This window comes from Pseudomonas sp. (assembly GCF_040514055.1).
Lineage (GTDB): Bacteria > Pseudomonadota > Gammaproteobacteria > Pseudomonadales > Pseudomonadaceae > Aquipseudomonas.
In genome coordinates this window covers 1-24,440 of sequence record NZ_JBEVDL010000073.1, presented here as the reverse complement: position 1 = coordinate 24,440, position 24,440 = coordinate 1, and the positions used below count along the sequence as shown (strand labels likewise).

The following is a 24,440-nucleotide window of genomic DNA, read 5'->3' as shown; positions in this document are numbered from 1 at the left end:
GATGTGACCGCGCCGACGGCCTTGTCATCCAACTGTCAGTTTGTTGCGCCAGCCTCGGTTGGTGGCAACCTTTCGACGACAACATTCCCTGGGACCACTTTTTTATGTCTGCCTCCCTCGCATTTGTCTTTCCTGGTCAAGGCTCGCAATCGCTCGGTATGTTGGCCGAGTACGCGACCCAGCCGTTGCTGTTGAACACCTTTGCCGAGGCCTCCGAGGCCTTGGGATATGACCTCTGGGCGTTGACTCAGCAGGGGCCGGAAGCGCTGCTCAACCAAACCGACAAGACCCAGCCAGCGATCCTCGCGGCCTCGGTCGCGCTGTGGCGCCTGTGGTTGGCCGAGGGCGGCGTGCGTCCGGCCTTTGTCGCCGGTCACAGCCTCGGCGAATATTCGGCCCTGGTCGCCGCCGGTTGCTTGAGCCTGGCCGCGGCAGTCCAGCTGGTCGAGCGTCGCGGTCAATTGATGCAGGAGGCCGTACCGGCCGGGCAGGGCGGCATGGCGGCGATCCTCGGTCTGGACGATGCCGATGTCTTGGCCGCTTGCGCCGAGGCGGCCCAGGGCGAGGTGGTCAGTGCGGTGAACTTCAACGCGCCGGGCCAGGTGGTGATCGCCGGTGCCGCGGCGGCGGTGGAACGCGCCATCGAGGCTTGCAAGGGCCGTGGCGCCAAGCGCGCCATGCCATTGCCGGTCAGTGTGCCGTCGCACTGCGCGCTGATGCGCCCGGCCGCCGAGCGCTTCGCTGAAGCGCTAACGGCGATTGAGTGGCAGATGCCTCAGATTGCCCTGGTGCAGAACGTCAGTGCCGCCCCCGTGGCGAACCTGGACGGACTCAAGCGCGACCTGCTGGCGCAGCTGTACAATCCGGTGCGTTGGGTCGAGTCGATCGTCTGTCTGGCCGACAGCGGAGTGACCGCGTTGGTCGAATGCGGTCCGGGCAAAGTGCTGTCCGGGCTGAACAAGCGTTGCGTCAAGGGCATCGCTGTCTTCAATCTCGAAACACCCGAGGCCTTTGCTGCCGCTCGTGCGGCACTGGTCTGACTCAAGGAGCATTCATCCATGAATCTGCAAGGAAAGGTGGCGCTGGTCACCGGTGCGAGCCGCGGTATCGGCCAGGCCATCGCGCTCGAGTTGGGGCGTCAGGGTGCCACGGTGATCGGCACGGCCACGTCGGCGGCGGGTGCTGAACGCATCACCGCCGTATTCAGCGAGCAGGGTCTGCAGGGGCAGGGCCTGGTGCTGGATGTCGGTGTCGATGGCTCGGTGGCCAGCGCCCTGGAACACATTCAGCAACAGTTTGGCGCGCCGTTGATCCTGGTCAATAACGCCGGCATCACCCGTGACAACCTGATGCTGCGGATGAAGGATGACGAGTGGCATGATGTCATCAACACCAACCTCAACAGTTTGTTCCGCCTGTCCAAGGCGGTGCTGCGGGGCATGACCAAGGCCCGTTGGGGGCGCATCATCAGTATCGGTTCGGTGGTCGGTGCCATGGGCAACGCCGGGCAGGTCAACTACGCGGCGGCCAAAGCCGGGCTGGAGGGTTTCAGTCGTGCCCTGGCCCGGGAAGTCGGTTCGCGAGCGATCACGGTGAACGCCGTGGCGCCCGGTTTTATCGACACGGACATGACCCGTGAACTGCCCGAAGCGCAGCGCGAAAGCCTGCTGGTGCAGATTCCGTTAGGCCGTTTGGGGCAAGCCGAAGAGATCGCCAAAGTGGTTTCTTTTCTCGCTTCTGATGGCGCGGCCTATGTCACCGGGGCTACTATCCCGGTGAACGGCGGTATGTACATGAGCTGAATGTGACGGGAACCTTCGGAAAATTGTCATACGAGCTGTCTAAAATCCGTTATAAAGCTGCAACTGGTTTATAGACAGAACGTTGAGGTGATCGCGAAGGTCTTGGGCATCGAGCTTGAAATGCGCAAAACCCTTTCTATACACTTACAGACCAGCTGCCTGGATTTGTTCATTAGGAGTGAAAACAAGGTATGAGCACCATCGAAGAACGCGTCAAGAAAATCGTTGCCGAGCAACTTGGCGTCAAAGAAGAGGAAGTGACCAACAGTGCTTCCTTCGTCGAAGACCTGGGTGCCGACTCGCTTGACACCGTTGAACTGGTGATGGCTCTAGAAGAGGAATTCGAGACCGAAATCCCGGACGAGCAAGCCGAAAAAATCACCACCGTTCAGGAAGCCATCGATTACGTTACTGCGCACGCGCAATAATTCGATCGTCGATTCCCGACCTGGAAAAGCCGCACTGCCCTCACCGGCGTGCGGTTTTTCTTTAAGCGCCATTCTGTTGCAATTGAAGACGAGGAGATTGCTGTGTCGCGTAGACGCGTCGTGGTTACCGGTATGGGCATGCTGTCGCCCCTGGGTACCGATGTTTCGAGCAGCTGGCAGGGCATTCTGGCCGCTCGCAGCGGTATCAACCTGATCGAACATATGGACCTTTCCGCTTACACCACCCGGTTCGGCGGATCGGTCAAGGGCTTCAACGTCGAGGATTACCTGTCGGCCAAGGAGTCCCGCAAGCTCGACCTGTTTATTCAATACGGCCTGGCGGCCAGCTTTCAGGCGGTGCGCGACGCCGGCCTGGAGATCACCGACGCCAACCGCGAACGCATCGGTGTCGCCATGGGCTCGGGCATCGGTGGCCTGACCAATATCGAGCACAACTGCAAAATTCTGATCGAGCAGGGCCCTCGGCGCATCTCGCCGTTCTTCGTGCCCGGCTCGATCATCAACATGGTCTCCGGTTTTCTGTCGATCCACCTGGGTGTCCAGGGGCCGAACTATGCCATTGCCACCGCCTGTACCACCGGTACGCACTGCATCGGCATGGCCGCGCGCAATATCGTTTATGGCGAGGCCGACGTGATGATCGCCGGGGGCTCGGAGATGGCCGCCTGTGGCCTGGGTCTGGGCGGCTTTGGTGCGGCGCGCGCGTTGTCCACCCGCAACGATGATCCGGCGCGGGCGAGCCGCCCCTGGGATAAGGGTCGCGACGGCTTCGTGCTGTCCGATGGCGCCGGCGCCCTGGTGCTGGAGGAACTCGAGCATGCCCAGGCACGCGGCGCGACCATCTATGCCGAGCTGATCGGCTTCGGCATGAGCGGCGACGCCTACCACATGACCTCGCCGCCGGAAGACGGCGCCGGCGCCGCGCGCTGTATCCGCAATGCCCTGCGCGATGCCCAGCTGAACCTCGACGAGGTGCAGTACATCAACGCCCATGGCACCTCGACTTCGGCCGGTGATCTGGCGGAAGTGGCCGCGATCAAGACGGTGTTCGGCGAGCAGGCCGGGCGCTTGTCGGTCAGCTCGACCAAGTCCATGACCGGTCACTTGCTGGGCGCCGCGGGGGCGGTGGAAGCCATCTTCAGCATTCTGGCGATCCGCGATCAGGTCGCGCCGCCGACCATCAACCTGGATGAGCCGGACCAGGGATGCGACCTGGACTTCGTCCCGCACCAGGCCAAGGCCATGGTGATCGACACCGTGTTGTCCAACTCCTTCGGGTTCGGCGGCACCAATGGCTCGCTGGTGTTTCGCCGGTTTGCCGGCTGATGCTGAGCTGGGTCGACGGGCGTCCTGGCGACGCGCTGGCCCTCGGCGATCGCGGCCTGGCGTACGGCGACGGGCTGTTCGAAACGATCGGCGTGAGCCATGGGCGCCCCCGGCTGCTGGAGCGCCACCTGCATCGCCTTGGCCAGGGTTGCGCGCGCCTGGCTCTGGAACTTGATCTCGAGTTGCTGCGCGCGGAGGTGTTGGTGTTCTGCGCCCAGCTGGGCGAGGGCGTGGCCAAGCTGATCATCACCCGCGGCGATGGCCCGCGAGGCTATGCGCCGCCGCTGCCGGCGCAGCCGCGGCGGATTCTCCAGGGTGCAGCGGCCGCGCTGTATCCCTCGGCCCATGGCGAGCGGGGCGTGCGTCTGTATCCCTGTGCGACCCGCCTGGCCGAGCAGCCGCTGCTGGCCGGCTTGAAACACCTGAATCGGTTGGAGCAGGTCCTGGCCCGTGGCGAATGGCAGGATGGCCAACACGCCGAAGGACTGTTGCGCGACCAGGCCGGCCGGGTCATCGAGGGGGTCTACAGCAACCTGTTCCTGGTCAAGGACGGCCAACTGCTGACGGCCGAACTGTCCCGTTGCGGGGTGGCCGGGGTGATGCGCGCCGAGCTGATGATGCGGGCCTCGCAGATCGGTGTCGCCCTGCAGGTGCGCGACCTGGCGTACAGCGAGTTGCTGGAGGCTGACGAGGTGTTGCTCTGCAACAGCCAGTACGGCGTGTGGCCGGTGGTGGCACTGCAGACCCATCGCTGGCCGGTCGGGCCGCTGACCCGTAAACTGCAGGCCATTGCCCGCGATCTTCTGGATGCCTGATTCGTGAAACGTACCTTGGTGTTGGCGCTGGAACTGGCCTTGCTGTTGCTGGGGCTGGGGCTGGCGTTCGCCGGTTGGCAGCAACGGCAAGCGCTGGCCCAACCGCTGGTATTGGCCGAGGAGCGCATGTTGGAGGTGGCCGACGGCGCCACGCCGGGCTTGCTGCTCAATCGCCTGGATGCCGAGGGTGTACTGCACGGCGCGTTCTGGTTGCGCCTGTATTGGCGATTCAATCTGGTCGGCCAACCCTTGCACAGCGGCGAATACCGGCTGACGCCGGGGTTGAGCGCCGCCGACCTGTTGGGTCTCTGGCAGCGTGGCGAGGTGGTGCAGTACAGCCTGACCCTGGTCGAGGGTTGGAGTTTTCGTCAGGTACGCGAGTTGCTGTCGGCACAAGCCAAGCTCGACCAGCAATTGAGCGGGCTCGACGACGCGGCCTTGATGGCCAAACTGGGCCTGCCCGGGATCCATCCGGAAGGGCGTTTTTTCCCCGATACCTACCGCTATGTGCGCGGCATGAGCGACGTGCAGTTGCTCAAACAGGCGCATGCACGGCTGGAACAGGTGCTGGCTGAGGAATGGCAGGGGCGAGCCCAGGGGTTGCCATACAGGGAGCCGTACCAGGCATTGATCATGGCTTCGATGGTCGAGAAGGAAACCGGAGTGCCCCAGGAACGCGGCCAGATCGCCGGGGTATTCGTTCGCCGCCTGCGCATCGGCATGCGTCTGCAAACCGATCCGACGGTGATCTTCGGCCTGGGTGAGCGTTACACCGGCAAGCTGACCCGCGCCCACCTGCTCGAGCCGACGCCCTACAACACCTACGTGATCGAAGGCATGCCGCCCACACCCATCGCCTTGGTAGGACGCGAGGCGCTGCATGCAGCCTTGCATCCGGTGGATGGGCAGAGCCTGTACTTCGTTGCCCGTGGCGACGGCAGTCACGTGTTTTCTGCGGATCTTGACGCACACAACCGCGCGGTGCGCGAGTACCAGCTCAAGCGGCGCGCCGATTATCGCTCCAGCCCAGGTCCTGTGACTCCACAGGCCGGCAATCAATAAGGGCAGCCTGTGACTGGCTTGTTTATCACCCTCGAAGGCCCTGAAGGGGCCGGCAAGAGTACCAACCGCGATTACTTGGCCGAGCGTCTGCGCGAGCGCGGTCTGGACGTACTGCTCAGCCGTGAACCCGGCGGCACCCCGCTGGCCGAGCGAATCCGTGAATTGCTGCTGGCGCCCAGTGACGAAAATATGAGCGCCGACACCGAGCTGCTGTTGGTCTTCGCCGCCCGTGCCCAGCACCTGGCGCAGGTGATTTGTCCGGCCCTGGCGCGCGGTGCGGTGGTGCTCTGTGATCGCTTTACCGATGCCACCTACGCCTACCAGGGCGGCGGCCGGGGCCTGTCCGAAGCACGCATTGCCGTGCTCGAGCAGTTTGTCCAGGCCGGCCTGCAGCCGGACCTGTGTCTGGTGTTCGATCTGCCGGTGGAAGTGGGCCTGGCGCGCGCCGCGGCACGCGGTCGCCTGGACCGTTTCGAGCAGGAGGAGCGGGGCTTCTTCGAGCGGGTGCGCGCCAGCTACCTGCGGCGGGCGGCGGCCCACCCCGAGCGTTACCGTATCGTCGATGCCGCGCAACCGCTGGCGAACGTCCAGCAAGCCTTGGACGTGCTGCTGCCGGAGCTGCTGGAGCGTGCCCGTGGCTGAGGCTTATCCCTGGCAGGCGGCGCTCTGGCAACGACTGGCCGGGCGTGCCCAGCACGCCCATGCCTACCTGCTGCACGGGCCCGCGGGGATCGGCAAACGGGCCCTGGCCGAGCGGCTGATGGCGTCCCTGCTGTGCCGCAACCCCAATGGGGTGGACGCCTGTGGCACGTGCAAGGCCTGTCATCTGCTCGCCGCGGGAACCCATCCGGATAACTTTGTGCTCGAACCGGAGGAGCAGGACAAGGCCATCAAGGTCGACCAGGTCCGTGAGCTGGTGGGCTTCGTGGTGCAGACCGCGCAGCTCGGCGGCCGCAAGGTGGTCTTGGTCGAGCCAGCGGAGTCGATGAACCTGAATGCCGCCAACGCCTTGCTCAAGAGCCTGGAGGAGCCCTCCGGTGACACCGTGTTGTTACTGGTGTGCCACCAGCCCAGCCGGCTGTTGCCGACGGTCAAGAGTCGTTGCGTGCAGCAGGCCTGTCCGTTACCGACCGAGGCGCAGAGCCTCGCCTGGCTGGCCGGGGCGCTGCCCGACAGCAGCGCCGAAATGCGCAGCGAGCTGCTCTCGCTGGCCGCGGGTTCACCGCTGAATGCGGCACGCTTGCACGGCCAGGCGGTGCTTGAGCAACGCGCGCTGGTGGTCGAGGGTGTGAAGAGACTACTCAAGCAGCAGGCCGCGCCCAGCCAGTTGGCGGAAAGCTGGAATGCGCTGCCCTTGCTGTTGCTGTTCGACTGGTTCTGCGACTGGTCGCAACTGCTGTTGCGTTACCAACTGACCCGCGACGAACAGGCCCTCGGCCTGGCTGACATGCGTAAAGTCCTGCAGTACCTGGCCGATAAAACCGCCCAGGCCAAGGTTCTGGCGCTGCAGGAGTGGGTGCTTGCCCAGCGCCAGAAAATTCTGGGTAAAGCCAACCTCAACCGTGTCTTGCTTCTCGAAGCCCTGTTAGTGCAGTGGGCAAGCCTGCCCGGACCGGGCTAGAATCGGCCTCTGGATCAGTAAGGAATACCGCATGAGCCTGCCTCCCAATCTCGGCCCGCGTAACGGCATCTTGTCCCTGACCATCAAGGACAAGTCCGTACTCTATGCCGCGTATATGCCGTTCATTCGCAACGGCGGTCTGTTTATTCCGACCAACAAAAGCTACAAGCTCGGCGATGAAGTGTTCATGCTGCTCAACCTGATGGACGAGCCGGAAAAAATCCCGGTGGCTGGCAAGGTGGTCTGGATCACGCCCAAGGGCGCGCAGGGCAACCGTGCCGCCGGTGTCGGCGTGCAGTTCAATGACGGCGACAACAGTGCCCGCAACAAGATCGAGACCTACCTGGCCGGTGCGCTGAAGTCCGATCGACCCACCCATACGATGTAATAGCCCTAAGCGACACGTCTTAAGCTGCAAGCGACGGGCGCTGAGCTTGAGGCTTGAGGCTAGGCGCTTCTTGAGGCTCCCATGCTGATCGACTCACACTGCCATCTCGACCGCCTTGACCTGAGCGCCCATGGCGGTTCGCTCGATGCGGCGTTGGATGCCGCGCGCGCACGCGGGGTTAGCCAGTTCCTGTGCATTGGCGTAAGCGCCGAGAACGCACCCGTGGTGAAGGCGCTGGCCGAACGTTATGCCGATGTGCATTGTTCGGTGGGCGTGCACCCCCTGGACCTGCAGCCGGGCCTGGCGCCTGCCCTGGACTGGTTGCTGGCTGAGCTGGACCACCCACGGGTGGTGGCCATCGGCGAGACCGGTCTGGACTACCACTACGAGCCCCAGGCTGCGGCGGCACAACGGCAAGCCTTTGCATTGCACCTGCAGGCGGCGCGCATCACCGGCAAACCGGTGATCGTGCACACCCGGGAGGCGCGCGCCGATACCCTCGACCTGCTGCGCGAGGCCGCTCTGCCCCAGGGCGGCGTGTTGCACTGTTTCACCGAGGATTGGGCCATGGCCAAGGCGGCTCTCGACCTGGGGTTCTATATTTCGCTGTCGGGTATCGTCACCTTCCGCAACGCCGAGGCGCTGCGCGAGGTGGCGCGCCAGGTACCGGCCGACCGCTTGCTGGTGGAAACCGATTCGCCCTACCTGGCGCCCATCCCCTACCGCGGTAAGCCAAACCTGCCGCAATACGTGCGCGAGGTCGCGGAGTTTCTGGCCGAGGTGCGTGGCGTCGGATTCGAGCAACTGGCCGAACAAACCAGCGCCAACTTTGTACGGCTGTTTCCGCTGGCGGACCTGAGTCGGGCGTGAGCGCCCAAGTGCCCGGTGAGCGAGCGGGGCGCCCGTGTAGGTAAAACGGCAGGGAACGCTGGAACGCCGGACAAAAAAAACCCGGACTCTGGGGGATGAATCCGGGTTAAGACCATTAGGAGTAAATCAAGGCGCACGATCCACGGCACCCTGACTGGTGGAGCACTTGGGGGAGATGCTGCACACCAGTACGTCCCAGTATTAGCGAAGATGGCCGAACGTCCAGGCCATTTGCCTGGCCTTTTTAAACGGTTTTGGAATACCCGCGACGGTACTGAGTCCAGACCCCCGGCGCGCCTGTCGGCGTGCCCGCGCGAGGACCTGCCCTCGCGGCTCGTCGCGCCGACGGTCAGCCGCCCGCCAGCTCGTGCAGCACGGCCAGGGTGTCCTCGATGGCCCGTGCCTGGGTGTAGAAATGCGGTGACAAGCGGATGCCGCCGCCGCGCGGTGCGCAGATGATCTGCTGTGCCTTGAGTCTGTCGAACAACGGCCGCTGCTGCCAGGTCGCCAGGCTGAACGTCAGGATCCCGCCGAGGCGCTGCGGGTCCGAGGGGCTCAGCAGGGTGACGCCGGGCAGCCGGCGCAGTCCCTGCTGGAGCCAGTCGACACGTTCGGCGATGGCGCTGGCCACCTGCACCATGCCCACCTCTTCGAGCAGCGACAGGCTGGCTTCCAGCGCCATGGCGCCGAGCATATTGGGGCTGCCGCATTCGAAGCGCCGCGCGCTCTGCGCCGGTTGCCAGTCCGTGCGGTCGTAGTCGCCGGCGTGTTCGAGCATGTGCCAGCCGTACTCATGCAGTTTCAGCTGGGCGCGCAGGTCGCTGCGGCAATAGAACACCGCCAACCCTTCGGGACCGAGCAGCCACTTGTGCCCATCGGCCATGGCAAAGGCACAGTCACAGGCCTGCACATCCAGCGGTTGGGCGCCCAGCTGCTGGATGGCGTCGATGCAGAACAGCACGCCCGCCTGGCGGCACCCGCGGCCCAGGCGCTCGAGGTCCAGGCGCAGGCCGCTGGCGTACTGCACCGCGCTGATCGACAGCAGGCGGGTGCGCGGACCGCAGGCGGCGAGCAAGGCCGCTTCGGGGTCGGGACCGCCCAGGTCGACCTGAATCACCTCGACCCCCTGGGGCGCCAGTGCCTCCCAGACGATGCGGTTGGAGGGAAACTCGTCGTTGCTGATCACCACTTGGTCGCCGTTGCGCCAGTCGAGGCCGAAGGCGACGAAGGACAAGGCTTCCGAGGTATTTTTCAGCAGCGCGATATCGGCCCGGGAGGCGGCGTTGAGCAGCCGCCTCAGGCGTTCGCGCAGGCTTTTTTCCACTTGCAGCCAGTCCGGGTAATCCCGCGCGCCGGTATGCACATTCTGCTGGGCGAAGGCGCTGACGGCCTGGGCGGCTCTTCTGGGCCAGGGTGAAACCGCCGCGTGGTTCAGGTAGCGCAGCCCGGGTTCTTGGGTAAACTCGTCTTGAAAGGCGTACATGGTCGGATGATCCGTGCAATTTGGCGCTATTTAGGCATAATACGCGCCTTCGATTTTTGACCCTGTAGTCCCTTTATGCAGAAAGAACCCCGTAAGGTCCGTGAATTTCGCCGCCGTGAGCAGGAGATTCTCGACACCGCGTTGAAACTCTTCCTCGAGCAGGGTGAGGACAGCGTCACCGTCGAGATGATCGCCGACGCCGTGGGTATTGGCAAAGGCACCATTTACAAACATTTCAAATCCAAGGCGGAAATTTACCTGCGCCTGATGCTCGACTACGAGCGGGATTTGAATGCGCTGCTGCATTCGGCGGATGTGGACCGCGACAAAGAGGCCTTGTCCCGTGCCTATTTCGAGTTCCGCATGCGCGATCCGCAACGGTATCGCCTGTTCGACCGCCTGGAAGAAAAGGTGGTCAAGGGCAACCAGGTCCCGGAGATGGTCGAGGAGCTGCACAAGATTCGTGCCTCCAATTTCGAGCGCCTGACCCTGTTGATCAAAGGACGGATTTCCGAGGGCAAGTTGGAGGACGTGCCGCCGTACTTCCATTACTGCGCGGCCTGGGCGCTGGTGCACGGCGCCGTGGCGCTGTACCACTCGCCGTTCTGGAGCAATGTCCTGGAAGACCAGGAAGGCTTCTTCCAGTTCCTGATGGACATCGGCGTGCGCATGGGCAACAAGCGTAAACGTGAAGGTGATCTGCCCGCCGCCTGAGAGTATTCAGCGGGTCTATAACGGCATGGGCAATGTGCCGTTGACCCGGCACTGGCGATATACTTCGGTCTTACGCCACCGGAGTCTGCCATGATCGTCGACCGCCAGGGCAGACGCTTTCGCAACCTGCGTCTTAGCCTGACCGCCGCCTGCAATTACGCCTGCACCTATTGCGTGCCGGACGGCAAGCGGCTGGTGGCGGCTCAGGACGAGCTGTCCGCCGATGCCATGGTGCGCGGGGTGGCTTACCTGATCGAAGCCGCCGGCATCGAGCGGTTGCGCATCACCGGTGGCGAGCCCTTGATCAGCCCCAAGCTGGACGCCCTGCTGCGCGGTGTCAGCCGACTGGGCTTGAACGATATCAGCCTGACCAGCAACGGCCAGTTGTTGGCCCGCAAACTGCCCTTGCTGCTGGACACCGGCATCCGTCGCCTGAACGTCTCCCTGGACACCCTCGACCCTGAGGCCTTTCGTCGCATCGCCCGTGGTGGCGACCTGGCGACGGTGCTCGATGGCCTGGAGCAGGCGCGCGCCGCCGGGTTGAAGGTCAAGCTGAATATGGTGCCGTTGCGCGGACAGAACCTCGATCAGGTATTGCCCTTGCTTGAATACTGCCTGGACCGCGGCTTTGAGTTACGTTTTATCGAACTGATGCGCATGGGCCACCTGGCCCGTGATGGCAACAGCTTCGTCCAGCAGTTCGTGGGCCTGCCGGAGCTGCTGGCATTGATCGGCCAGCACCATGAATATGCCCAGGCCGACGCGCCGCTGGATGCCACGGCGTTGCGTTACGGCATCCCGGGGCGTGGTTATTTTGGCGTGATCGCCAACGAGAGCGTGCCGTTCTGCCGGACCTGTTCACGGCTGCGCCTGTCCTCGACCGGCTGGTTGCACGGTTGCCTGTCGTCGAGCAACCGGCATTATGTCGGTGACCTGCTGGACAAGCCCCGCCATCAGGCGCTGCCGGCTCTGCAGGGCCTGCTGGTCAAGGCCCTGGGCGATAAACAGGCCTTGGCGTTTTCCGGTGGCGCCACGGTGATGAAAATTATCGGCGGTTGAGTCCCCTGCCGTCCCGCGCCTGAATGCGCCGCCCACGAGTTGAAGCATGTCATCCCAGTCTTTCCCCATCAGCTATATCGAACCAGTGTTCCGCCCGCCCAGCGAGGCCCACTCGTTGATCCTGCCGCTGACCAACGGCTGCTCCTGGAACAATTGCACCTTCTGCGAGATGTATACGCCGGCGCAGAAGAAATTTCGCGCCCGGGACGAAGCCCAAGTGCTGGAGGAGATCCGTCGCTGCGGCGAGACGCTCATCGTGCAGCGGGTGTTTCTCGCCGATGGCGATGCGCTGGTGTTGCCGACCCGGCGGTTGTTGACGGTGCTGGCCGCCATTCGCCAGGCCATGCCCACGGTGCAACGGGTCTCCAGCTACTGCCTGCCGCGCAACCTGCGCAAGAAGTCGGTGACGGAATTGCAGGAGCTGGCCGACGCCGGGTTGCAGCTGGTGTATGTCGGTGCCGAGTCGGGCGACGACGAGGTACTGGCGCGGGTGAACAAGGGTGAAACCTACGAATCGACCCTGAGTGCCCTGGACAAGCTGGGCCAGGCGGGCATCGCCCGTTCGGTGATGGTCCTCAACGGCCTGGGGGGCCAGGCCCTGAGCGCCCAGCATGCGGACCATTCGGCGCGGCTGATGAATGCCGCGCAGCCGGAGTTTCTTTCCACCCTGGTGGTGAGCTTTCCCCAGGGCGAGGCGCGTTTTCGCGCCGGTTTTCCCGATTACCAGCCCCTGGCCCAGGATCAACTCTTCGTCGAGGTGGAACGCCTGCTCGCGGGGCTGGAACTGCAGGACACGGTGTTCCGCAGCGATCATGCATCCAACTACTTGGTGCTCAAGGGGACCCTGGGCGCCGACAAGGCGCGTTTGCTGGCCCAGGTGCGCCAGGCCATCGAGCAGCCGCAACAGGCCCGCTTGCGCCAGGAATGGCAGCGCGGCCTCTAGGGACTGGCGCGGAAGCTGCATCAGTCCTCCATCTGCCGGTTTTATGTCACCGGCGTCGGAGCCTCTATGCGTAGCCTAATCCTCTTGCTTGTAACCCTGGCCCTGAGTGGCTGCATGAAAGTCAGTGACCTGGCGGACGGCGCGCGGTCCCAGCTCAGCGACGCCGGCGTTCTCGATCATAGCGAGACGCGGCGCGCCAACACCTGGCGACTGCAGGCCGACTCGTTTATCTACATCGCTCAGGGGCATTTTGTCCCGCCCGGCGACAGCTACCCGCGGCCCAATGTGGTGGCGGAACAGGCCTACCTGGGGTTTGTCGAATACTTCCCCATGGTTCGCCGCGCCGATCGCCCCCAGGGGCTGGAGGAGGCGCTAAGCGATGCGCGTAAGGCCGGCGCGCATTACCTGCTGTACAGCCGTTTCGCCGCCGCCGATGACCGCATAGGCACCACCGAGGAATGGGAGGATCAGGAAGCGCTGGATCGCCTGGGGGTGGACCACAGCGTGATCCAACTGATGGTGATCGAGACCAGCACCCGTTATTTGGTGGATACTGCGCGTATTCGCAGCCGCGGCGGCTTTCTGACGTTTTATGATAACAACCCCCAGGACCTGATCGCCGCCCCACTGCAGGATTACGCCCGGCACCTGCTGGGCTTGAGCGATTGACCGCCAGTTCAAGGGAGCCTGACATGGCTGAAACCGACAAGGCCGGTGACCTGATCGCGCAGATCAGCGCCGCCAGCAAAAAAGGTCCACCGCCGGTGCACCTGTGGAATCCGGATTTCTGCGGCGATATCGACATGCGCATCGCCCGCGACGGCACCTGGTATTACCTGGGTACGCCGATCGGCCGCAAGCCGATGGTACGGCTGTTCTCCAGCATCATTCGCCGCGACGGTGACGACTATTTCCTGATCACCCCGGTGGAAAAGGTTGGGATCAAGGTCGAGGACGCGCCTTTTGTGGCGGTTGGCTTGCAGGTCGAAGGGCAGGGCGAGGCCCAGGTGCTGCGCTTCGTCACCAATGTCGAGGACGAACTGGTCGTCGGGCCCGAGCACCCGCTGCGCGTCGAGCTGGATCCTGCGACCCAGCAGCCGTCGCCCTATGTGCGGGTCCGGACCAACCTTGAGGCGCTGATCCATCGCAACCAGTTCTATCAGCTGGTGGAACTGGCGGTGCCGCGTGAAATCGACGGGCAGGCCTGGTTGGGCGTCTGGAGCGCCGGGCAGTTCTTTCCCATCGCCCCGCAGCCTGATTGAGTCGCTTCAGGTTGAAGCGGCAGGTCAACCCGTTCTACTTAGCCAATCTTCACGTTCATGGTGATGCGCGCGGTGAAGACCTTCACGCCGCCCTCGTCGAATATTTCGACCGGAACATCTTTGTCCCCCGACGATGACCAGTCGATTTCGCTACCGTCCGCGATCGCGTGGATGGAGGTTTTGGCTTTCGCCAGGTACTCGACCGTCATGCCTTTCGGAATCCAGCGAGCGCCACTGGGAATGGACACCTCGGTCATCATGCCTCCCGCGAGTTCTGCCGCGTTGCACAGTGCGATGGCGTGAACGGATGCCAGGTGATTGGTGATTTCTTTACGAAAAGGCACCTTCACTTCACCGCGACCGGGGGTCAGTACAGAAATTTCCGGATTGATGCTGCCGAAGTAGGGCGCCATTTGGCAGGCCATGGCGCTGAAAGCGGGAGCGCCAACGCTTTGGTACATGCTGAGAGTCTGGCTCATGCAAGGTAACCTCTGGTGTAGGGGGAGATGGAAAACAGAATAGAATACTGTTCTAGAACATTATTCTTGTTTGTGTGGGCTGTCAATGCCTCGTGTAGGCCCTTCGTTTGACTTACCATCGCTCTTTTTTGGGCTGAAGAATGGAACCTGTTGATCTCCTCGAGCGCTGCTACCCAGGGCGTCGCGCCGAATCAAAGCGGCAGATCCTCCGGTGCGCGCTCGTGCTGTTCAACGCACACGGCATAGACGCGACCACCATCGATACCATCCGGGCTGAAAGCCAGACGAGCGTGGGGTCGATCTATCACCATTTTGGGAACAAGGACGGAGTGGTGGCTGCGCTCTATATGGCGGCCCTGGACGACCAAGCGCGACTGAGGGTTAGCTACATGAGCGGCGTCGGATCGACCCAGGAGTGGGTTCAGGCCCTGGTCTACAGTTACGTGGATTGGGTGGTCAACCAGCCTGATTGGGCGCGCTTTCAATACCAGGCTCGCTATGCCGTGGCTCAAGGTGCCTTTAGCGATCAGCTTAAGGAGGCCAATGGTGTCAGAAGCGCTCAACTGAGGGACTGGTTCAGCGACCCCTCTCACCATGGCGATATAAAAGATTTGCCCCGTGAACTCATCCCCTCGCTGATTATCGGTTCGGCCGAGAGTTATTGCCGTGCCTGGCTCTCGGGCAGGGTCAAGCAAAGTCCGGAACTCTACCGGCAGCAGCTCGCCGAAGCCGCCTGGCGGACTGTGGCGCATGACGGCTGAAGCACGCCCGGCTCCACGGTTGGCGCTACGGCTTGTGCAAATCAAAAAGGCTCCCGAGGGAGCCTTTTCTTTAGTGCTTCACATCATTACATGTTCGGGTAGGTCGGGCCGCCGGTGCCTTCGGGCGCCACCCAGGTGATGTTCTGCGACGGGTCCTTGATGTCGCAGGTCTTGCAGTGCACGCAGTTCTGGGCGTTGATCTGGAAGCGCTTCTCACCGTCTTCCTGGGTCACCACCTCGTACACCCCGGCCGGGCAATAGCGCTGCGCCGGCTCGTCGTACAGCGGCAGGTTCTTGCTGATCGGAATGCTCGGGTCGGTCAGCTTGAGGTGGCAGGGTTGTTCCTCTTCATGGTTGGTGCTGGAGAGGAATACCGAACTCAGTTTGTCGAAGCTGAGTTTGCCGTCCGGCTTGGGGTACTCGATGCGCGTCGACTCCGACGCCAGCTTCAGGCAGGCATGGTCCGGCTTGGTGTCGTGCAGGGTGAAGGGGATCTTGCCACCGAACAGGTTCTGGTCGACAAAATTCAGGGCGCCACCGAACAGCGGGCCGTATTTGTGCAATGCCGGGCCGAAGTTGCGGCTGCGGAACAGTTCGTCATGCAGCCAGCTGCCCTTGAAGGCCTCGACGTAGCTGTTCAGCACATCGCCGCCCGGGTTGCCGGCGAACAGTGCCGCGGCCACGGCTTCGGCGGCCAGCATGCCGGATTTCATCGCGGTGTGGCTGCCCTTGATCTTGGCGAAGTTCAGGGTGCCCAGGTCGCAACCGATCAGCGCGCCGCCGGCGAAGACCATCTTTGGCAGCGAGTTCAGGCCGCCTTTGCAGATCGCCCGCGCGCCGTAGCTGATGCGCTTGCCGCCTTCGAGGTACTGCTTGATCACCGGGTGGTGCTTGTAGCGCTGGAACTCGTCGAACGGCGACAGGAAGGGGTTGCTGTAGGACAGGTCGACGATCAAGCCAACCACCACCTGGTTGTTTTCCAGGTGATAGAGGAAGGAGCCGCCGGTGTTGGCATTGCCCACCACGTCCAGCGGCCAGCCGGCGGTGTGCAGCACCAGGCCTTGCTCGTGTTTGGCCGGGTCGACTTCCCAGATTTCCTTGAGGCCGATGCCGTAATGCTGGGCGTCGGCATCGCTGTCCAGGTTGAAGCGCTTGATCAGCAGCTTGCCGATATGGCCGCGGCAGCCCTCGGCGAACAGGGTGTACTTGCCACGCAGTTCCATGCCAGGGGTGTAGAGGCCTTCCTTCGGGTGCCCCTCGCGGTCGACGCCCAGGTCACCGGTAAGGATGCCGCGCACCACGCCATTTTCATCGATCAGGGCTTCCTGGGCGGCGAAGCCCGGGTAGATTTCCACCCCCAGGTTCTCGGCCTGCTGGGCCAGCCAGCGGCACAGGTTACCCAGGGAAATGATGTAGTTGCCTTCGTTGTGCATGGTCTTGGGCACAAAGGCGTTGGGCACCTTGATCGCGCTTTCGGCATTTTTCAGCATGTAAATGTCGTCGCGCTTGACCGGCGTGTTCAGCGGCGCGCCAAGCGCCTGCCAGTCGGGGAACAGCTCGTTGAGCGCACGGGGTTCGAATACCGCACCGGAGAGGATGTGGGCGCCGACTTCGGAACCTTTTTCCACCACGCAGACGCTGATTTCCTGACCTGCTTCGGCAGCTTTTTGTTTCAGGCGGCAGGCGGCGGACAGACCAGCTGGGCCGGCGCCGACGATGACGACGTCGAATTCCATAAATTCGCGTTCCACAGGCAATCTCCTACTCAGGGCTTTATTCGATCGATTTATATTGAGGCTAGGCTCTTCCATAAGCTGCGCGGGCGCATTATATCCACAGCCTGGGGCGGGTCCAATACAAACGTTTGTTTGAATTCGATGCAAGCCCGATGGAATCAGTGCTTCAAGGCTTATGGAGGGGTATTTTCGCGTATTGACCGGAATGGGTGTTACGGTCAAGATACGGTCGGTTTTGCGCTGGCCGTATGGCAGACCGTCGGTTCCGGCTGACGGGCATCACCGGCCAGGCTTGCCTTGGCGACATATTTTATTCACCGGAGAGTAACGAGGAATCCATGAAGGTTCTTGTAGCTGTCAAACGAGTAGTTGACTACAACGTCAAAGTTCGCGTCAAAGCGGACAACTCCGGCGTTGATCTCGCCAACGTCAAGATGTCGATGAACCCCTTCTGCGAAATCGCGGTGGAAGAGGCGGTACGCCTGAAAGAGAAGGGCGTAGCGACCGAGATCGTCGTCGTCTCCATTGGCCCCGCCACTGCTCAGGAGCAGCTGCGTACCGCCCTGGCCCTGGGGGCTGACCGTGCCATTCTGGTCGAGTCCGCCGACGAGCTGAATTCCCTGGCCGTGGCCAAGCTGCTCAAGGCCGTGGTCGACAAGGAACAGCCGCAACTGGTGATCCTGGGTAAGCAGGCCATCGACAGCGACAACAACCAGACCGGCCAGATGCTGGCGGCGCTGACCGGCTTCGCCCAGGGCACGTTCGCCTCCAAGGTGGAAGTGGCTGGCGACAAGGTCAATGTGACCCGCGAAATCGACGGTGGCTTGCAGACCGTCGCATTGAACTTGCCGGCGATCGTGACCACCGACTTGCGCCTGAACGAGCCGCGTTACGCTTCGCTGCCGAACATCATGAAGGCCAAGAAAAAGCCGCTGGAAAGCATCACCCCGGATGCCCTGGGTGTGTCCACCGGCTCCACCGTCAAGACCCTGAAAGTCGAAGCGCCGGCCTCGCGCAGCGCCGGCATCAAGGTCAAGTCCGTGGCTGAACTGGTCGAGAAACTGAAGAACGAGGCGAAGGTAATCTAAATGAGTATCTTGGTTATTGCTGAAAACTCCAACGCAGCCCTGGCGCCGGCCACCCTCAATACCGTGGCCGCAGCCCAGAAAATCGGTGGCGATATCCACCTGCTGGTCGCCGGTCACGGCGTCGCTGGCGTGGCCGAAGCCGCAGCGAAAATTGCCGGTGTGAGCAAGGTGCTGGTGGCGGACAACGCCGCCTACGCCCATCAACTGCCGGAAAACGTGGCCCCGCTGATCGCCGAGCTGGGTGGCGCCTACAGCCACATCCTGGCCAGCGCCACCTCCAACGGCAAGAACATCCTGCCGCGCGTCGCTGCGCAGCTGGATGTCGACCAGATCTCCGAGATCATCGCCGTTGAAAGCGCCGACACCTTCAAGCGTCCGATCTATGCCGGTAACGCCATCGCCACCGTGCAATCCACGGCGTCGGTCAAGGTGATCACCGTGCGTGCCACCGGTTTCGACCCGGTGGCCGCCGAGGGCGGTTCCGCCGCCATCGAAGCGGTGGCAGCGGCCCATGAAGCCGGCAAATCGGCCTTTGTCGGCGAAGAGCTGGCCAAGTCCGATCGTCCGGAACTGACGGCGGCGAAAATCGTCGTTTCCGGCGGTCGTGGCATGCAGAACGGTGACAACTTCAAGCACCTGTACGCGCTGGCCGACAAGCTGGGCGCCGCCGTGGGTGCCTCGCGCGCCGCGGTCGACGCCGGTTTCGTGCCCAACGACATGCAGGTTGGCCAGACCGGCAAGATCGTCGCCCCGCAGCTGTACATCGCGGTCGGCATCTCGGGTGCCATCCAGCACCTGGCCGGCATGAAGGACTCCAAGGTGATCGTGGCGATCAACAAGGATGAAGAGGCACCAATCTTCCAGGTGGCGGATTACGGCCTGGTGGCGGACCTGTTCGAAGCGATTCCGGAACTGGAAAAACTGGTTTAACCAGCCTTTCCCCGGCTCGAAAAAAACCCGCTCATCGAGCGGGTTTTTTTATTGGCGCCAGGTGGCGGCACCGAGCGCCGGCTCAGGCGCCCTTGGCCACACTGGGGGTTGAATTGGCCAGATTGTCGAGGAAGGCCTGGTAATGGCCGGCGGTTTCTTCGGGTCGCTCAAGCATGGGCACGTGGCCGCAGTCCTTCATGATCACCACCCGCGACTGGCGCAGCAGTGGCCGCATTACCTCGACGCTGGAGACATGCAGCGTACGGTCGCGGTCGCCCCACAGCACCAAGACCGGCACCTGAATGTTCGGCAGCTCCGGCTCCAGCGGCACGGGGTGCTCGACCAGCTGACGAAAGATGTTCTCGTAATGGCCGCTGTTGGCGATCGCCTGCTGAGCGAAGTGCTGTTGAAGCGCCTTGGGCATGCTGGGCACATCGACGAATACGAAGTCCAGCAGGCGGGGGAAGTCCTCCGCGGTCTTGACCACCAGCGGATTGGGTTCGCCGCGTTGCAGCCGGGCAAACAGCTCGCTTTGCTGCGGCGGGGTGATGCCGGCGTTGTCCACCAGCGCGACCGACGCCACGCCTTGGGGATGGCGGGCGGCGTAGAGGGCGGCGATTTGTCCGCCCATGGAGTTGCCGATCAGGTGCACACGGCCGAGCCCCAGCGCCTTGACCACCCGCACCAGCCGCTCCATCTGGCTGGCTGCGTCGTAGGCCACGTCCGGCTGGCTGCTTTCGCCAAACCCGGGCAGGTCCAGGGCGATGACGTGATAGTCTGAGGTGAAGTAGCGGGCGAAGCGCAGCCAGTTGTCCTTGTTGGCGCCGAAGCCATGGATCATCACCAGGGTTTCCTGGTCGGCGCGCCCGCCCTCATAATAATGGATGGTAAGATCGTCCACCTGCAGTTGCTTGGGCGACAGCCCGGCCCGGTGCAGTTCGACCCATTGCACGGTGGTCAGCAGCGTGGCGGGAGAGAGGTAGAGGGTGGCGGCAGCGATGCCCAGAAGAAGTACCAAGGCGATAGACAGGCGTTTTATCACGGTGTTGTCCTGCTCAGGGGAAGGGGCCGCGTGGGGCGTCTGGGCCGTAGTTCGCGGCAAGCGCTCCACGGCAGCGCCTAAGCTAGCATGAAGATAATCCGGGCAGTGGGCCGAGCCCCACGCCTAATCGAAGGATCAGCCTAGAGGCCACCCATGCGTGATCGCGCCCGTTTTCAGGCTTGGCTGTTAGCGCTCGGTTTGCTGTTGTTGTCCGGCCCGGCCCAGGCCCAGCTTCGCTGCGAGCGACTGGTCGCCACTGGCAATCCGGAGTATCCGCCCTACCTGTGGCGCGACCCGCATAACCCCCAGCACCTGATCGGTGCCAATGCCGACCTGCTCAAGCAGATCGCCGAATCCCTGGGCGTAAAGATCGAGGTGTTGTACACCGGTCCCTGGTCGCGGGCCCAGGACGAAGTGCGCACGGGACGTGTGGACCTGATCGCTGGTGCTTTTTTGACCCTGCCGCGCCTGGACAGCATGGATTACATCCACCCGGCGTTCTACACCACCTCCAGTGTGGTCTGGATGCGCAAGTCCGAACCCTTTCCCTATGCCAGTTGGGCCGACCTGCGCGGCCGTACCGGTGGCACCCTGGTGAACAACAGCTTTGGCCAGCAGTTCGATGCGTTCGCCAAGGACAACCTGAGCCTGGAGGAAGTCCCCAGCCTGACCCAGGCCTTTCAGAAGCTGTTGCTGGGGCGTACCGACTACGTACTCTATGAGCGTTACCCAGGTGTCGCGCTGGCCGAGACCCTGAGCATGACGAATGACCTGTTGGCGCTGGATCCGCCGATTTCCAGCGAGGGCCTGTACCTGACGCTGTCCCATAACTCGGCCTGCAACGAGCCCTGGCTGCGCGGACAACTGGCGAAAAAAATGACAGAATTGTCCGCCGCTGGTGTCCCCGAATCCCTGCTGGCCCGCAATCTTGAGCGCTGGAAGGAGCAGCAGCAGCTGCCCGCCAGCGTTCCGAATCCATAGGAACGCCCTGTGAACAATCGAGTTTCAACGCTGTTCCTGCTGCTGTCGGCCCTGGCCGGCTGCGTCTCGGACCCCGCGCCCACCGAACAGCTGCGCCTGACTGAACAGGCACTCGCCCAGGCCAAGGCCGTGGGTGCCGACGCGCAAATACCGGAACTGCAGCAGGCCGCCGACAAACTGCAACTGGCCCAGACCGCCATGGCGGACGAAGCCTTCAAGGATGCCCGCATGCAGGCTGAACAAGCCGAGCTGGATGCCCGTCTGGCGGAAGCGCGGGTACTGACGCAGAAGAGCGAAACCCAGTTGGCCAGCTTGAACGCGCAGATCAAGCGCCTGCGCCTGCAGTTGGGAGACTTGCAATGAGCGGCTCTCGTTATCAAGCGCTCGGCCTGGCAATCAGTCTGCTGACGCTGAGCGGCTGCGCGTTGCAACAGCAGAGCGATCAGGCCCTGGCGGCGGCGGCGGTGCAGTTCCAGCAGGTCAAGGAAGACCCCAACGTGCTGCGCAGCGCACCCAAGGACGTGATTCGCGCCGGCGAGTCCTTGGCTCGCGCGGAACGCCTGTCCAGCTACTGGGGCAGCCAGACGGATGTGTTGCACTACGCCTTTCTCAGCCAGCGCTACAGCGAAATCGCCCGCCAGCACAGCGCCCTGAGCCTGAACCAGGAACGGGCGGCCAAGCTCGAGCTGGACCGCGAACGCTTGCAGCTGGCCTTGCGTGAAGCCAAGTTGCTCAGCGTGCAGCAGCAGGGCCAATGGCTCGAGGAACAGATGGTCAGCCTGGCGACCACCGAGACCGAGCGCGGCCTGGTCATGACCCTGGGCGACGTGCTGTTCGATGCCGGGCGTGCCGAACTCAAGAGTTCGGCCAATCGCACGGTGCTCAAGCTGGTGCAATTCCTCCAGCTCAATCCGCGTCGGGTGGTGCGTATCGAAGGTTATACCGACGCCCAGGGCGAGGCGGCGGAGAACCTCGAGCTGTCGCGCTCCCGGGCACAGTTGGTCGCCGACGTGTTGCTGGACCTGGGCATCAACGAAAAACGCATCCAGGTTGAAGGCTATGGCGAGGCCTATCCGGTCGCCGACAATGCCTCCAGCCGCGGCCGCGCGCAGAATCGCCGGGTCGAGGTGGTCTTTTCCGACGAACAGGGCCAGTTGGGCAGCCGTCGCTGAGGCAGGGTGGTACGTCTATAACGGAGCCTGTGGGCTCCGTTTTTTTTGACCACAGTGCCCGCGGAGTCAGGCCGCCCGGGAAGAACCGATACAGTTTGGGTAAATTGTTCGACAAACTGGCTAAATGACCTTGACTGTACCAGTGCAGTTTTGCTGTTATCGACTCTGTAACGGTTCAGCACGGAAAAAATGGCCATGACCAACTTATTGCTCTACCAGCGTATCGCTCAGCAACTGGCCGAAGACATCCGCCGCGGTGTCTACCAGCCCGGTGAGCGGGTACCCTCGGTACGCAAGATGAGCGCCCAGCTCAATGTCAGTCATGCCACCGTGCTGCAGGCCTACGCCAACCTGGAAGACCAGGGCCTGATCCGCGCCCGGCCGCAGTCCGGCTACTATGTGCACGAAACGCCCGCGCTGACCGCGCCGACGCCGGATATCGCCCGCGTCGAGCGGCCCGGCCTGGTGACGCGCAGCAGCATCATCAACCAGATCTTGGTGGAGTCTCGCCGGGAAGGGGTATTTCCCTTCGGCGCGGCGGTGCCCCATGTCGATTACCTGCCGGTACGGGCGCTGCACCAGCAACTGGCCAAGGTGACGCGTTTCCAGAGTCCACGGGCGTTCAGCTATATGTTCAGTCCGGGTTTCGAACCGCTGCGCCGTCAGGTGGCGATTCGCATGCGCGACGCTGGGGTGGTGGTCGATCCGTCAGAAGTGGTGATTACCCACGGCTGCGTGGACGCCCTGCAGATGTCGCTGCGCATCCTCACCCGTCCCGGCGACCTGATCGCCGCCGAGTCGCCGACCTACTACGGTCTGTTGCAACTGGCCGACCTGCTGGGCTTGCGGGTGATCGAGATCCCCAGCGACCCGAGCACCGGCATCAGCCTGGAAGCGTTGCAACTGGCCGCTACCCAGTGGCCGATCAAGGCCCTGGTGCTGACCGCGCGGCTGAGCAACCCCATGGGCGGCAGCATCCCCGAAGAGCGGCAGAAGCAATTGTTGCGCCTGGCCGACGATTTCGACATCCAGGTGATCGAGGACGATATCTACGGCGAATTGATGTTCGAGCAGGGGCCGCTCAAGGCGCTCAAGTCCCAGGACCGTAGCGGCCGGGTGCTGTATTGCTCGAGTTTTTCCAAAACCCTGTCGCCGGGGGTACGGATCGGCTGGATCCTGGCCGGCAAGTACCAGGAGGAAATCCAGCGGCTGCAGATGTTCAGCACCCACTCGGCCTGCAGCGTCACCCAGATGGGCGTTGCGGCCTACCTGGAAAACGGCGGTTACGACCGTCACCTGCGTTTTATCCGTCAGGAGTACCGCAAGAACCTCAGTGCCTTCCAGCTGGCGGTGCAGCAGCACTTTCCCGAGGGGACCCAGATGACCCGGCCCAAGGGCGGTTTTATTCTCTGGGTGAGCCTGCCGGTACGGGTCAATACCAAGGAGCTGCACGTGCGGGCGCTGCAGCACAGCATCAGCATCGCCCCAGGCCTGATCTTCAGCAACACCGAACAGTTCAACCACTGCATCCGCCTTAACTGCGGCCTGCCCTGGAACCGTGAAGCCGAGCGGGCACTGATGACTCTGGGCATGTTGGCGACCCAGTTGTGCCAGGAGGGTACGCAGCATTTCTGAGGTGGTTGGCCGAGGCTTTTACCGCAGAAAAAACTTCACGGCCCTTAACCCCGATCCTGCGGGCGTTGCGTCTACTGAGGCGTAAGGACTTTTTATTCTCAGGAGGCGCCATGTCCCGTTACCTCATTCTGTCCCGCCAGCCGTTGCTGAGCGGTTTTGCCGGTGGCCTGTTGCTGGCGTTGGCCGCGTGCAGCGGCCCGCAACCGGAAACGACCAAGCCGGCGGCCAGCGGCGCGGTGGAGGCGAAAGCCGCTGCGCCCAGCGATGCCGCGTCGGTCGCGCAACCGGTCGTGCGCCGTGAAGCGTCGGCGGTGTTGCAGGAAAGCAACGCGGCGCCCGCCGAATTGGCCAAGCAGAAAGCCCCGGACAGCGAGTTCGCGGTGGACGGGACGGTCAGCCCACAGCGGCCGATGCTGGCCGTGGCACCCGCGCCCCTGGCGGATGCGGCGAATGCCGGTTACCAGGACGCAGGGCGCGAGGTCTATCAGGATCTGCCGGCCAACCCGGTGCACGCGGTCAGTGAAACGCCGGTGTCGACCTTCAGCATCGACGTGGACACCGGCAGCTACGCCAACGTGCGGCGTTTTCTCAACGACGGCCAACTGCCGCCCCCCGAGGCGGTGCGCCTGGAAGAGCTGGTCAATTACTTCCCCTACAGCTACCCGCAGCCCACCGGCGATACGCCTTTTGGCGTCGGCACCGAGCTGGCGGTCTCGCCCTGGAACCCGCAGGCCCGCCTGCTGCGGGTGGCGATCAAGGCCGCCGACCTGAGCGCCGCCGAGCTGCCGCCGGCGAACCTGGTGTTCCTGGTCGACGTGTCCG

General features: G+C 63.2%; 27 protein-coding genes. 23 read left to right on the top strand and 4 right to left on the bottom strand.

What is annotated here, in order from left to right; translation table 11 throughout:
- Positions 1 to 104: 104 nt before the first annotated feature.
- The 10 genes from fabD (at position 105) to ABWY06_RS18980 (ending at position 8,333) form a co-directional block, all read left to right on the top strand.
- A complete protein-coding gene (gene fabD, locus ABWY06_RS19025; RefSeq protein WP_353927146.1) occupies positions 105 to 1,040 on the top strand; it encodes an ACP S-malonyltransferase in 936 nt (311 codons plus the stop codon).
- A gap of 18 nt (positions 1,041 to 1,058) precedes the next feature.
- Positions 1,059 to 1,802 carry a 3-oxoacyl-ACP reductase FabG gene (fabG, locus tag ABWY06_RS19020; RefSeq protein WP_353927145.1) on the top strand — a complete coding sequence of 248 codons (744 nt, stop codon included), beginning with the start codon at positions 1,059 to 1,061 and terminating at the stop codon, positions 1,800 to 1,802.
- Between the two features lie 191 nt (positions 1,803 to 1,993).
- A complete protein-coding gene (acpP, locus tag ABWY06_RS19015) occupies positions 1,994 to 2,230 on the top strand; it encodes an acyl carrier protein (RefSeq protein WP_003245177.1) in 237 nt (78 codons plus the stop codon).
- Between the two features lie 102 nt (positions 2,231 to 2,332).
- A complete protein-coding gene (fabF, locus tag ABWY06_RS19010; protein ID WP_353927144.1) occupies positions 2,333 to 3,577 on the top strand; it encodes a beta-ketoacyl-ACP synthase II in 1,245 nt (414 codons plus the stop codon).
- Positions 3,577 to 4,392: an aminodeoxychorismate lyase gene (gene pabC / locus ABWY06_RS19005; protein ID WP_353927143.1), complete on the top strand. Its 816-nt coding sequence runs from the start codon at positions 3,577 to 3,579 to the stop codon at positions 4,390 to 4,392. Before fabF ends, pabC begins: the two co-directional genes overlap by 1 nt.
- A 3-nt stretch (positions 4,393 to 4,395) precedes the next feature.
- Entirely contained in the window at positions 4,396 to 5,454 is a 1,059-nt protein-coding gene (mltG, locus tag ABWY06_RS19000) for an endolytic transglycosylase MltG (RefSeq protein WP_353927142.1), read from the top strand.
- 9 nt (positions 5,455 to 5,463) lie between these two features.
- The gene (tmk, locus tag ABWY06_RS18995) at positions 5,464 to 6,096 is read left to right on the top strand and encodes a dTMP kinase (protein WP_353927141.1); all 633 of its coding nucleotides are present in this window, start codon (positions 5,464 to 5,466) and stop codon (positions 6,094 to 6,096) included.
- Positions 6,089 to 7,075, top strand: coding sequence for a DNA polymerase III subunit delta' (locus tag ABWY06_RS18990; protein ID WP_353927140.1), 987 nt, complete (start codon positions 6,089 to 6,091; stop codon positions 7,073 to 7,075). The genes tmk and ABWY06_RS18990 overlap by 8 nt, the downstream gene beginning before the upstream one ends.
- 31 nt (positions 7,076 to 7,106) lie before the next feature.
- Positions 7,107 to 7,463 carry a PilZ domain-containing protein gene (locus tag ABWY06_RS18985; protein WP_353927139.1) on the top strand — a complete coding sequence of 119 codons (357 nt, stop codon included), beginning with the start codon at positions 7,107 to 7,109 and terminating at the stop codon, positions 7,461 to 7,463.
- A gap of 81 nt (positions 7,464 to 7,544) precedes the next feature.
- A complete protein-coding gene (locus tag ABWY06_RS18980) occupies positions 7,545 to 8,333 on the top strand; it encodes a TatD family hydrolase (RefSeq protein ID WP_353927138.1) in 789 nt (262 codons plus the stop codon).
- A gap of 349 nt (positions 8,334 to 8,682) precedes the next feature.
- On the opposite strand, the gene ABWY06_RS18975 is transcribed toward ABWY06_RS18980, so the two are convergent.
- Complete coding sequence (locus ABWY06_RS18975; protein ID WP_353927137.1) at positions 8,683 to 9,816, bottom strand: aminotransferase class V-fold PLP-dependent enzyme; 1,134 nt, start codon at positions 9,814 to 9,816, stop codon at positions 8,683 to 8,685.
- Positions 9,817 to 9,891: 75 nt separating this feature from the next.
- On the opposite strand from ABWY06_RS18975, the gene ABWY06_RS18970 reads away from it, so the two are divergent.
- The 5 genes from ABWY06_RS18970 to ABWY06_RS18950 all read left to right on the top strand — a co-directional run bounded on the left by ABWY06_RS18970 (position 9,892) and on the right by ABWY06_RS18950 (position 13,794).
- A complete protein-coding gene (locus ABWY06_RS18970) occupies positions 9,892 to 10,530 on the top strand; it encodes a TetR/AcrR family transcriptional regulator (protein ID WP_353927136.1) in 639 nt (212 codons plus the stop codon).
- A 90-nt stretch (positions 10,531 to 10,620) separates the two neighbouring features.
- Positions 10,621 to 11,589, top strand: a complete 969-nt coding sequence (locus tag ABWY06_RS18965) for a GTP 3',8-cyclase MoaA (RefSeq protein WP_353927135.1) — start codon at positions 10,621 to 10,623, stop codon at positions 11,587 to 11,589.
- 46 nt (positions 11,590 to 11,635) lie between these two features.
- The gene (locus tag ABWY06_RS18960) at positions 11,636 to 12,532 is read left to right on the top strand and encodes a radical SAM protein (RefSeq protein ID WP_353927134.1); all 897 of its coding nucleotides are present in this window, start codon (positions 11,636 to 11,638) and stop codon (positions 12,530 to 12,532) included.
- 66 nt (positions 12,533 to 12,598) lie between these two features.
- Positions 12,599 to 13,201, top strand: coding sequence for a DUF4823 domain-containing protein (locus ABWY06_RS18955; RefSeq protein ID WP_353927133.1), 603 nt, complete (start codon positions 12,599 to 12,601; stop codon positions 13,199 to 13,201).
- 23 nt (positions 13,202 to 13,224) lie between these two features.
- On the top strand, positions 13,225 to 13,794 hold the full coding sequence (locus ABWY06_RS18950) for a DUF1285 domain-containing protein (protein WP_353927132.1): 570 nt from the start codon (positions 13,225 to 13,227) through the stop codon (positions 13,792 to 13,794).
- Between the two features lie 38 nt (positions 13,795 to 13,832).
- Here the strand turns inward: ABWY06_RS18950 and ABWY06_RS18945 are convergent, their stop codons facing one another.
- A complete protein-coding gene (locus ABWY06_RS18945) occupies positions 13,833 to 14,273 on the bottom strand; it encodes a hotdog fold domain-containing protein (protein ID WP_353927131.1) in 441 nt (146 codons plus the stop codon).
- 140 nt (positions 14,274 to 14,413) lie between these two features.
- On the opposite strand from ABWY06_RS18945, the gene ABWY06_RS18940 reads away from it, so the two are divergent.
- Positions 14,414 to 15,034, top strand: a complete 621-nt coding sequence (locus ABWY06_RS18940; RefSeq protein WP_353927130.1) for a TetR/AcrR family transcriptional regulator — start codon at positions 14,414 to 14,416, stop codon at positions 15,032 to 15,034.
- A gap of 86 nt (positions 15,035 to 15,120) precedes the next feature.
- On the opposite strand, the gene ABWY06_RS18935 is transcribed toward ABWY06_RS18940, so the two are convergent.
- Positions 15,121 to 16,785 carry an electron transfer flavoprotein-ubiquinone oxidoreductase gene (locus ABWY06_RS18935; protein ID WP_353927129.1) on the bottom strand — a complete coding sequence of 555 codons (1,665 nt, stop codon included), beginning with the start codon at positions 16,783 to 16,785 and terminating at the stop codon, positions 15,121 to 15,123.
- Positions 16,786 to 17,108: 323 nt separating this feature from the next.
- Here ABWY06_RS18935 and ABWY06_RS18930 point away from each other — a divergent pair, with 323 nt between their 5' ends.
- Positions 17,109 to 17,858: an electron transfer flavoprotein subunit beta/FixA family protein gene (locus ABWY06_RS18930; RefSeq protein WP_353927128.1), complete on the top strand. Its 750-nt coding sequence runs from the start codon at positions 17,109 to 17,111 to the stop codon at positions 17,856 to 17,858.
- Complete coding sequence (locus tag ABWY06_RS18925; RefSeq protein ID WP_353927127.1) at positions 17,859 to 18,788, top strand: electron transfer flavoprotein subunit alpha/FixB family protein; 930 nt, start codon at positions 17,859 to 17,861, stop codon at positions 18,786 to 18,788.
- Positions 18,789 to 18,870: 82 nt separating this feature from the next.
- On the opposite strand, the gene ABWY06_RS18920 is transcribed toward ABWY06_RS18925, so the two are convergent.
- Positions 18,871 to 19,827, bottom strand: a complete 957-nt coding sequence (locus tag ABWY06_RS18920; protein ID WP_353927171.1) for an alpha/beta fold hydrolase — start codon at positions 19,825 to 19,827, stop codon at positions 18,871 to 18,873.
- 156 nt (positions 19,828 to 19,983) lie between these two features.
- On the opposite strand from ABWY06_RS18920, the gene ABWY06_RS18915 reads away from it, so the two are divergent.
- The 5 genes from ABWY06_RS18915 to ABWY06_RS18895 form a co-directional block, all read left to right on the top strand.
- The gene (locus ABWY06_RS18915; protein ID WP_353927126.1) at positions 19,984 to 20,811 is read left to right on the top strand and encodes a substrate-binding periplasmic protein; all 828 of its coding nucleotides are present in this window, start codon (positions 19,984 to 19,986) and stop codon (positions 20,809 to 20,811) included.
- A gap of 36 nt (positions 20,812 to 20,847) precedes the next feature.
- Positions 20,848 to 21,174, top strand: a complete 327-nt coding sequence (locus ABWY06_RS18910) for a DUF4398 domain-containing protein (protein WP_353927170.1) — start codon at positions 20,848 to 20,850, stop codon at positions 21,172 to 21,174.
- Positions 21,171 to 21,983, top strand: coding sequence for an OmpA family protein (locus ABWY06_RS18905; protein ID WP_353927125.1), 813 nt, complete (start codon positions 21,171 to 21,173; stop codon positions 21,981 to 21,983). Before ABWY06_RS18910 ends, ABWY06_RS18905 begins: the two co-directional genes overlap by 4 nt.
- A 195-nt stretch (positions 21,984 to 22,178) precedes the next feature.
- On the top strand, positions 22,179 to 23,618 hold the full coding sequence (locus ABWY06_RS18900) for an aminotransferase-like domain-containing protein (RefSeq protein ID WP_353927124.1): 1,440 nt from the start codon (positions 22,179 to 22,181) through the stop codon (positions 23,616 to 23,618).
- Between the two features lie 110 nt (positions 23,619 to 23,728).
- On the top strand, positions 23,729 to 24,440 hold a 712-nt coding region (locus ABWY06_RS18895), incomplete at its 3' end, for a von Willebrand factor type A domain-containing protein (protein WP_353927123.1).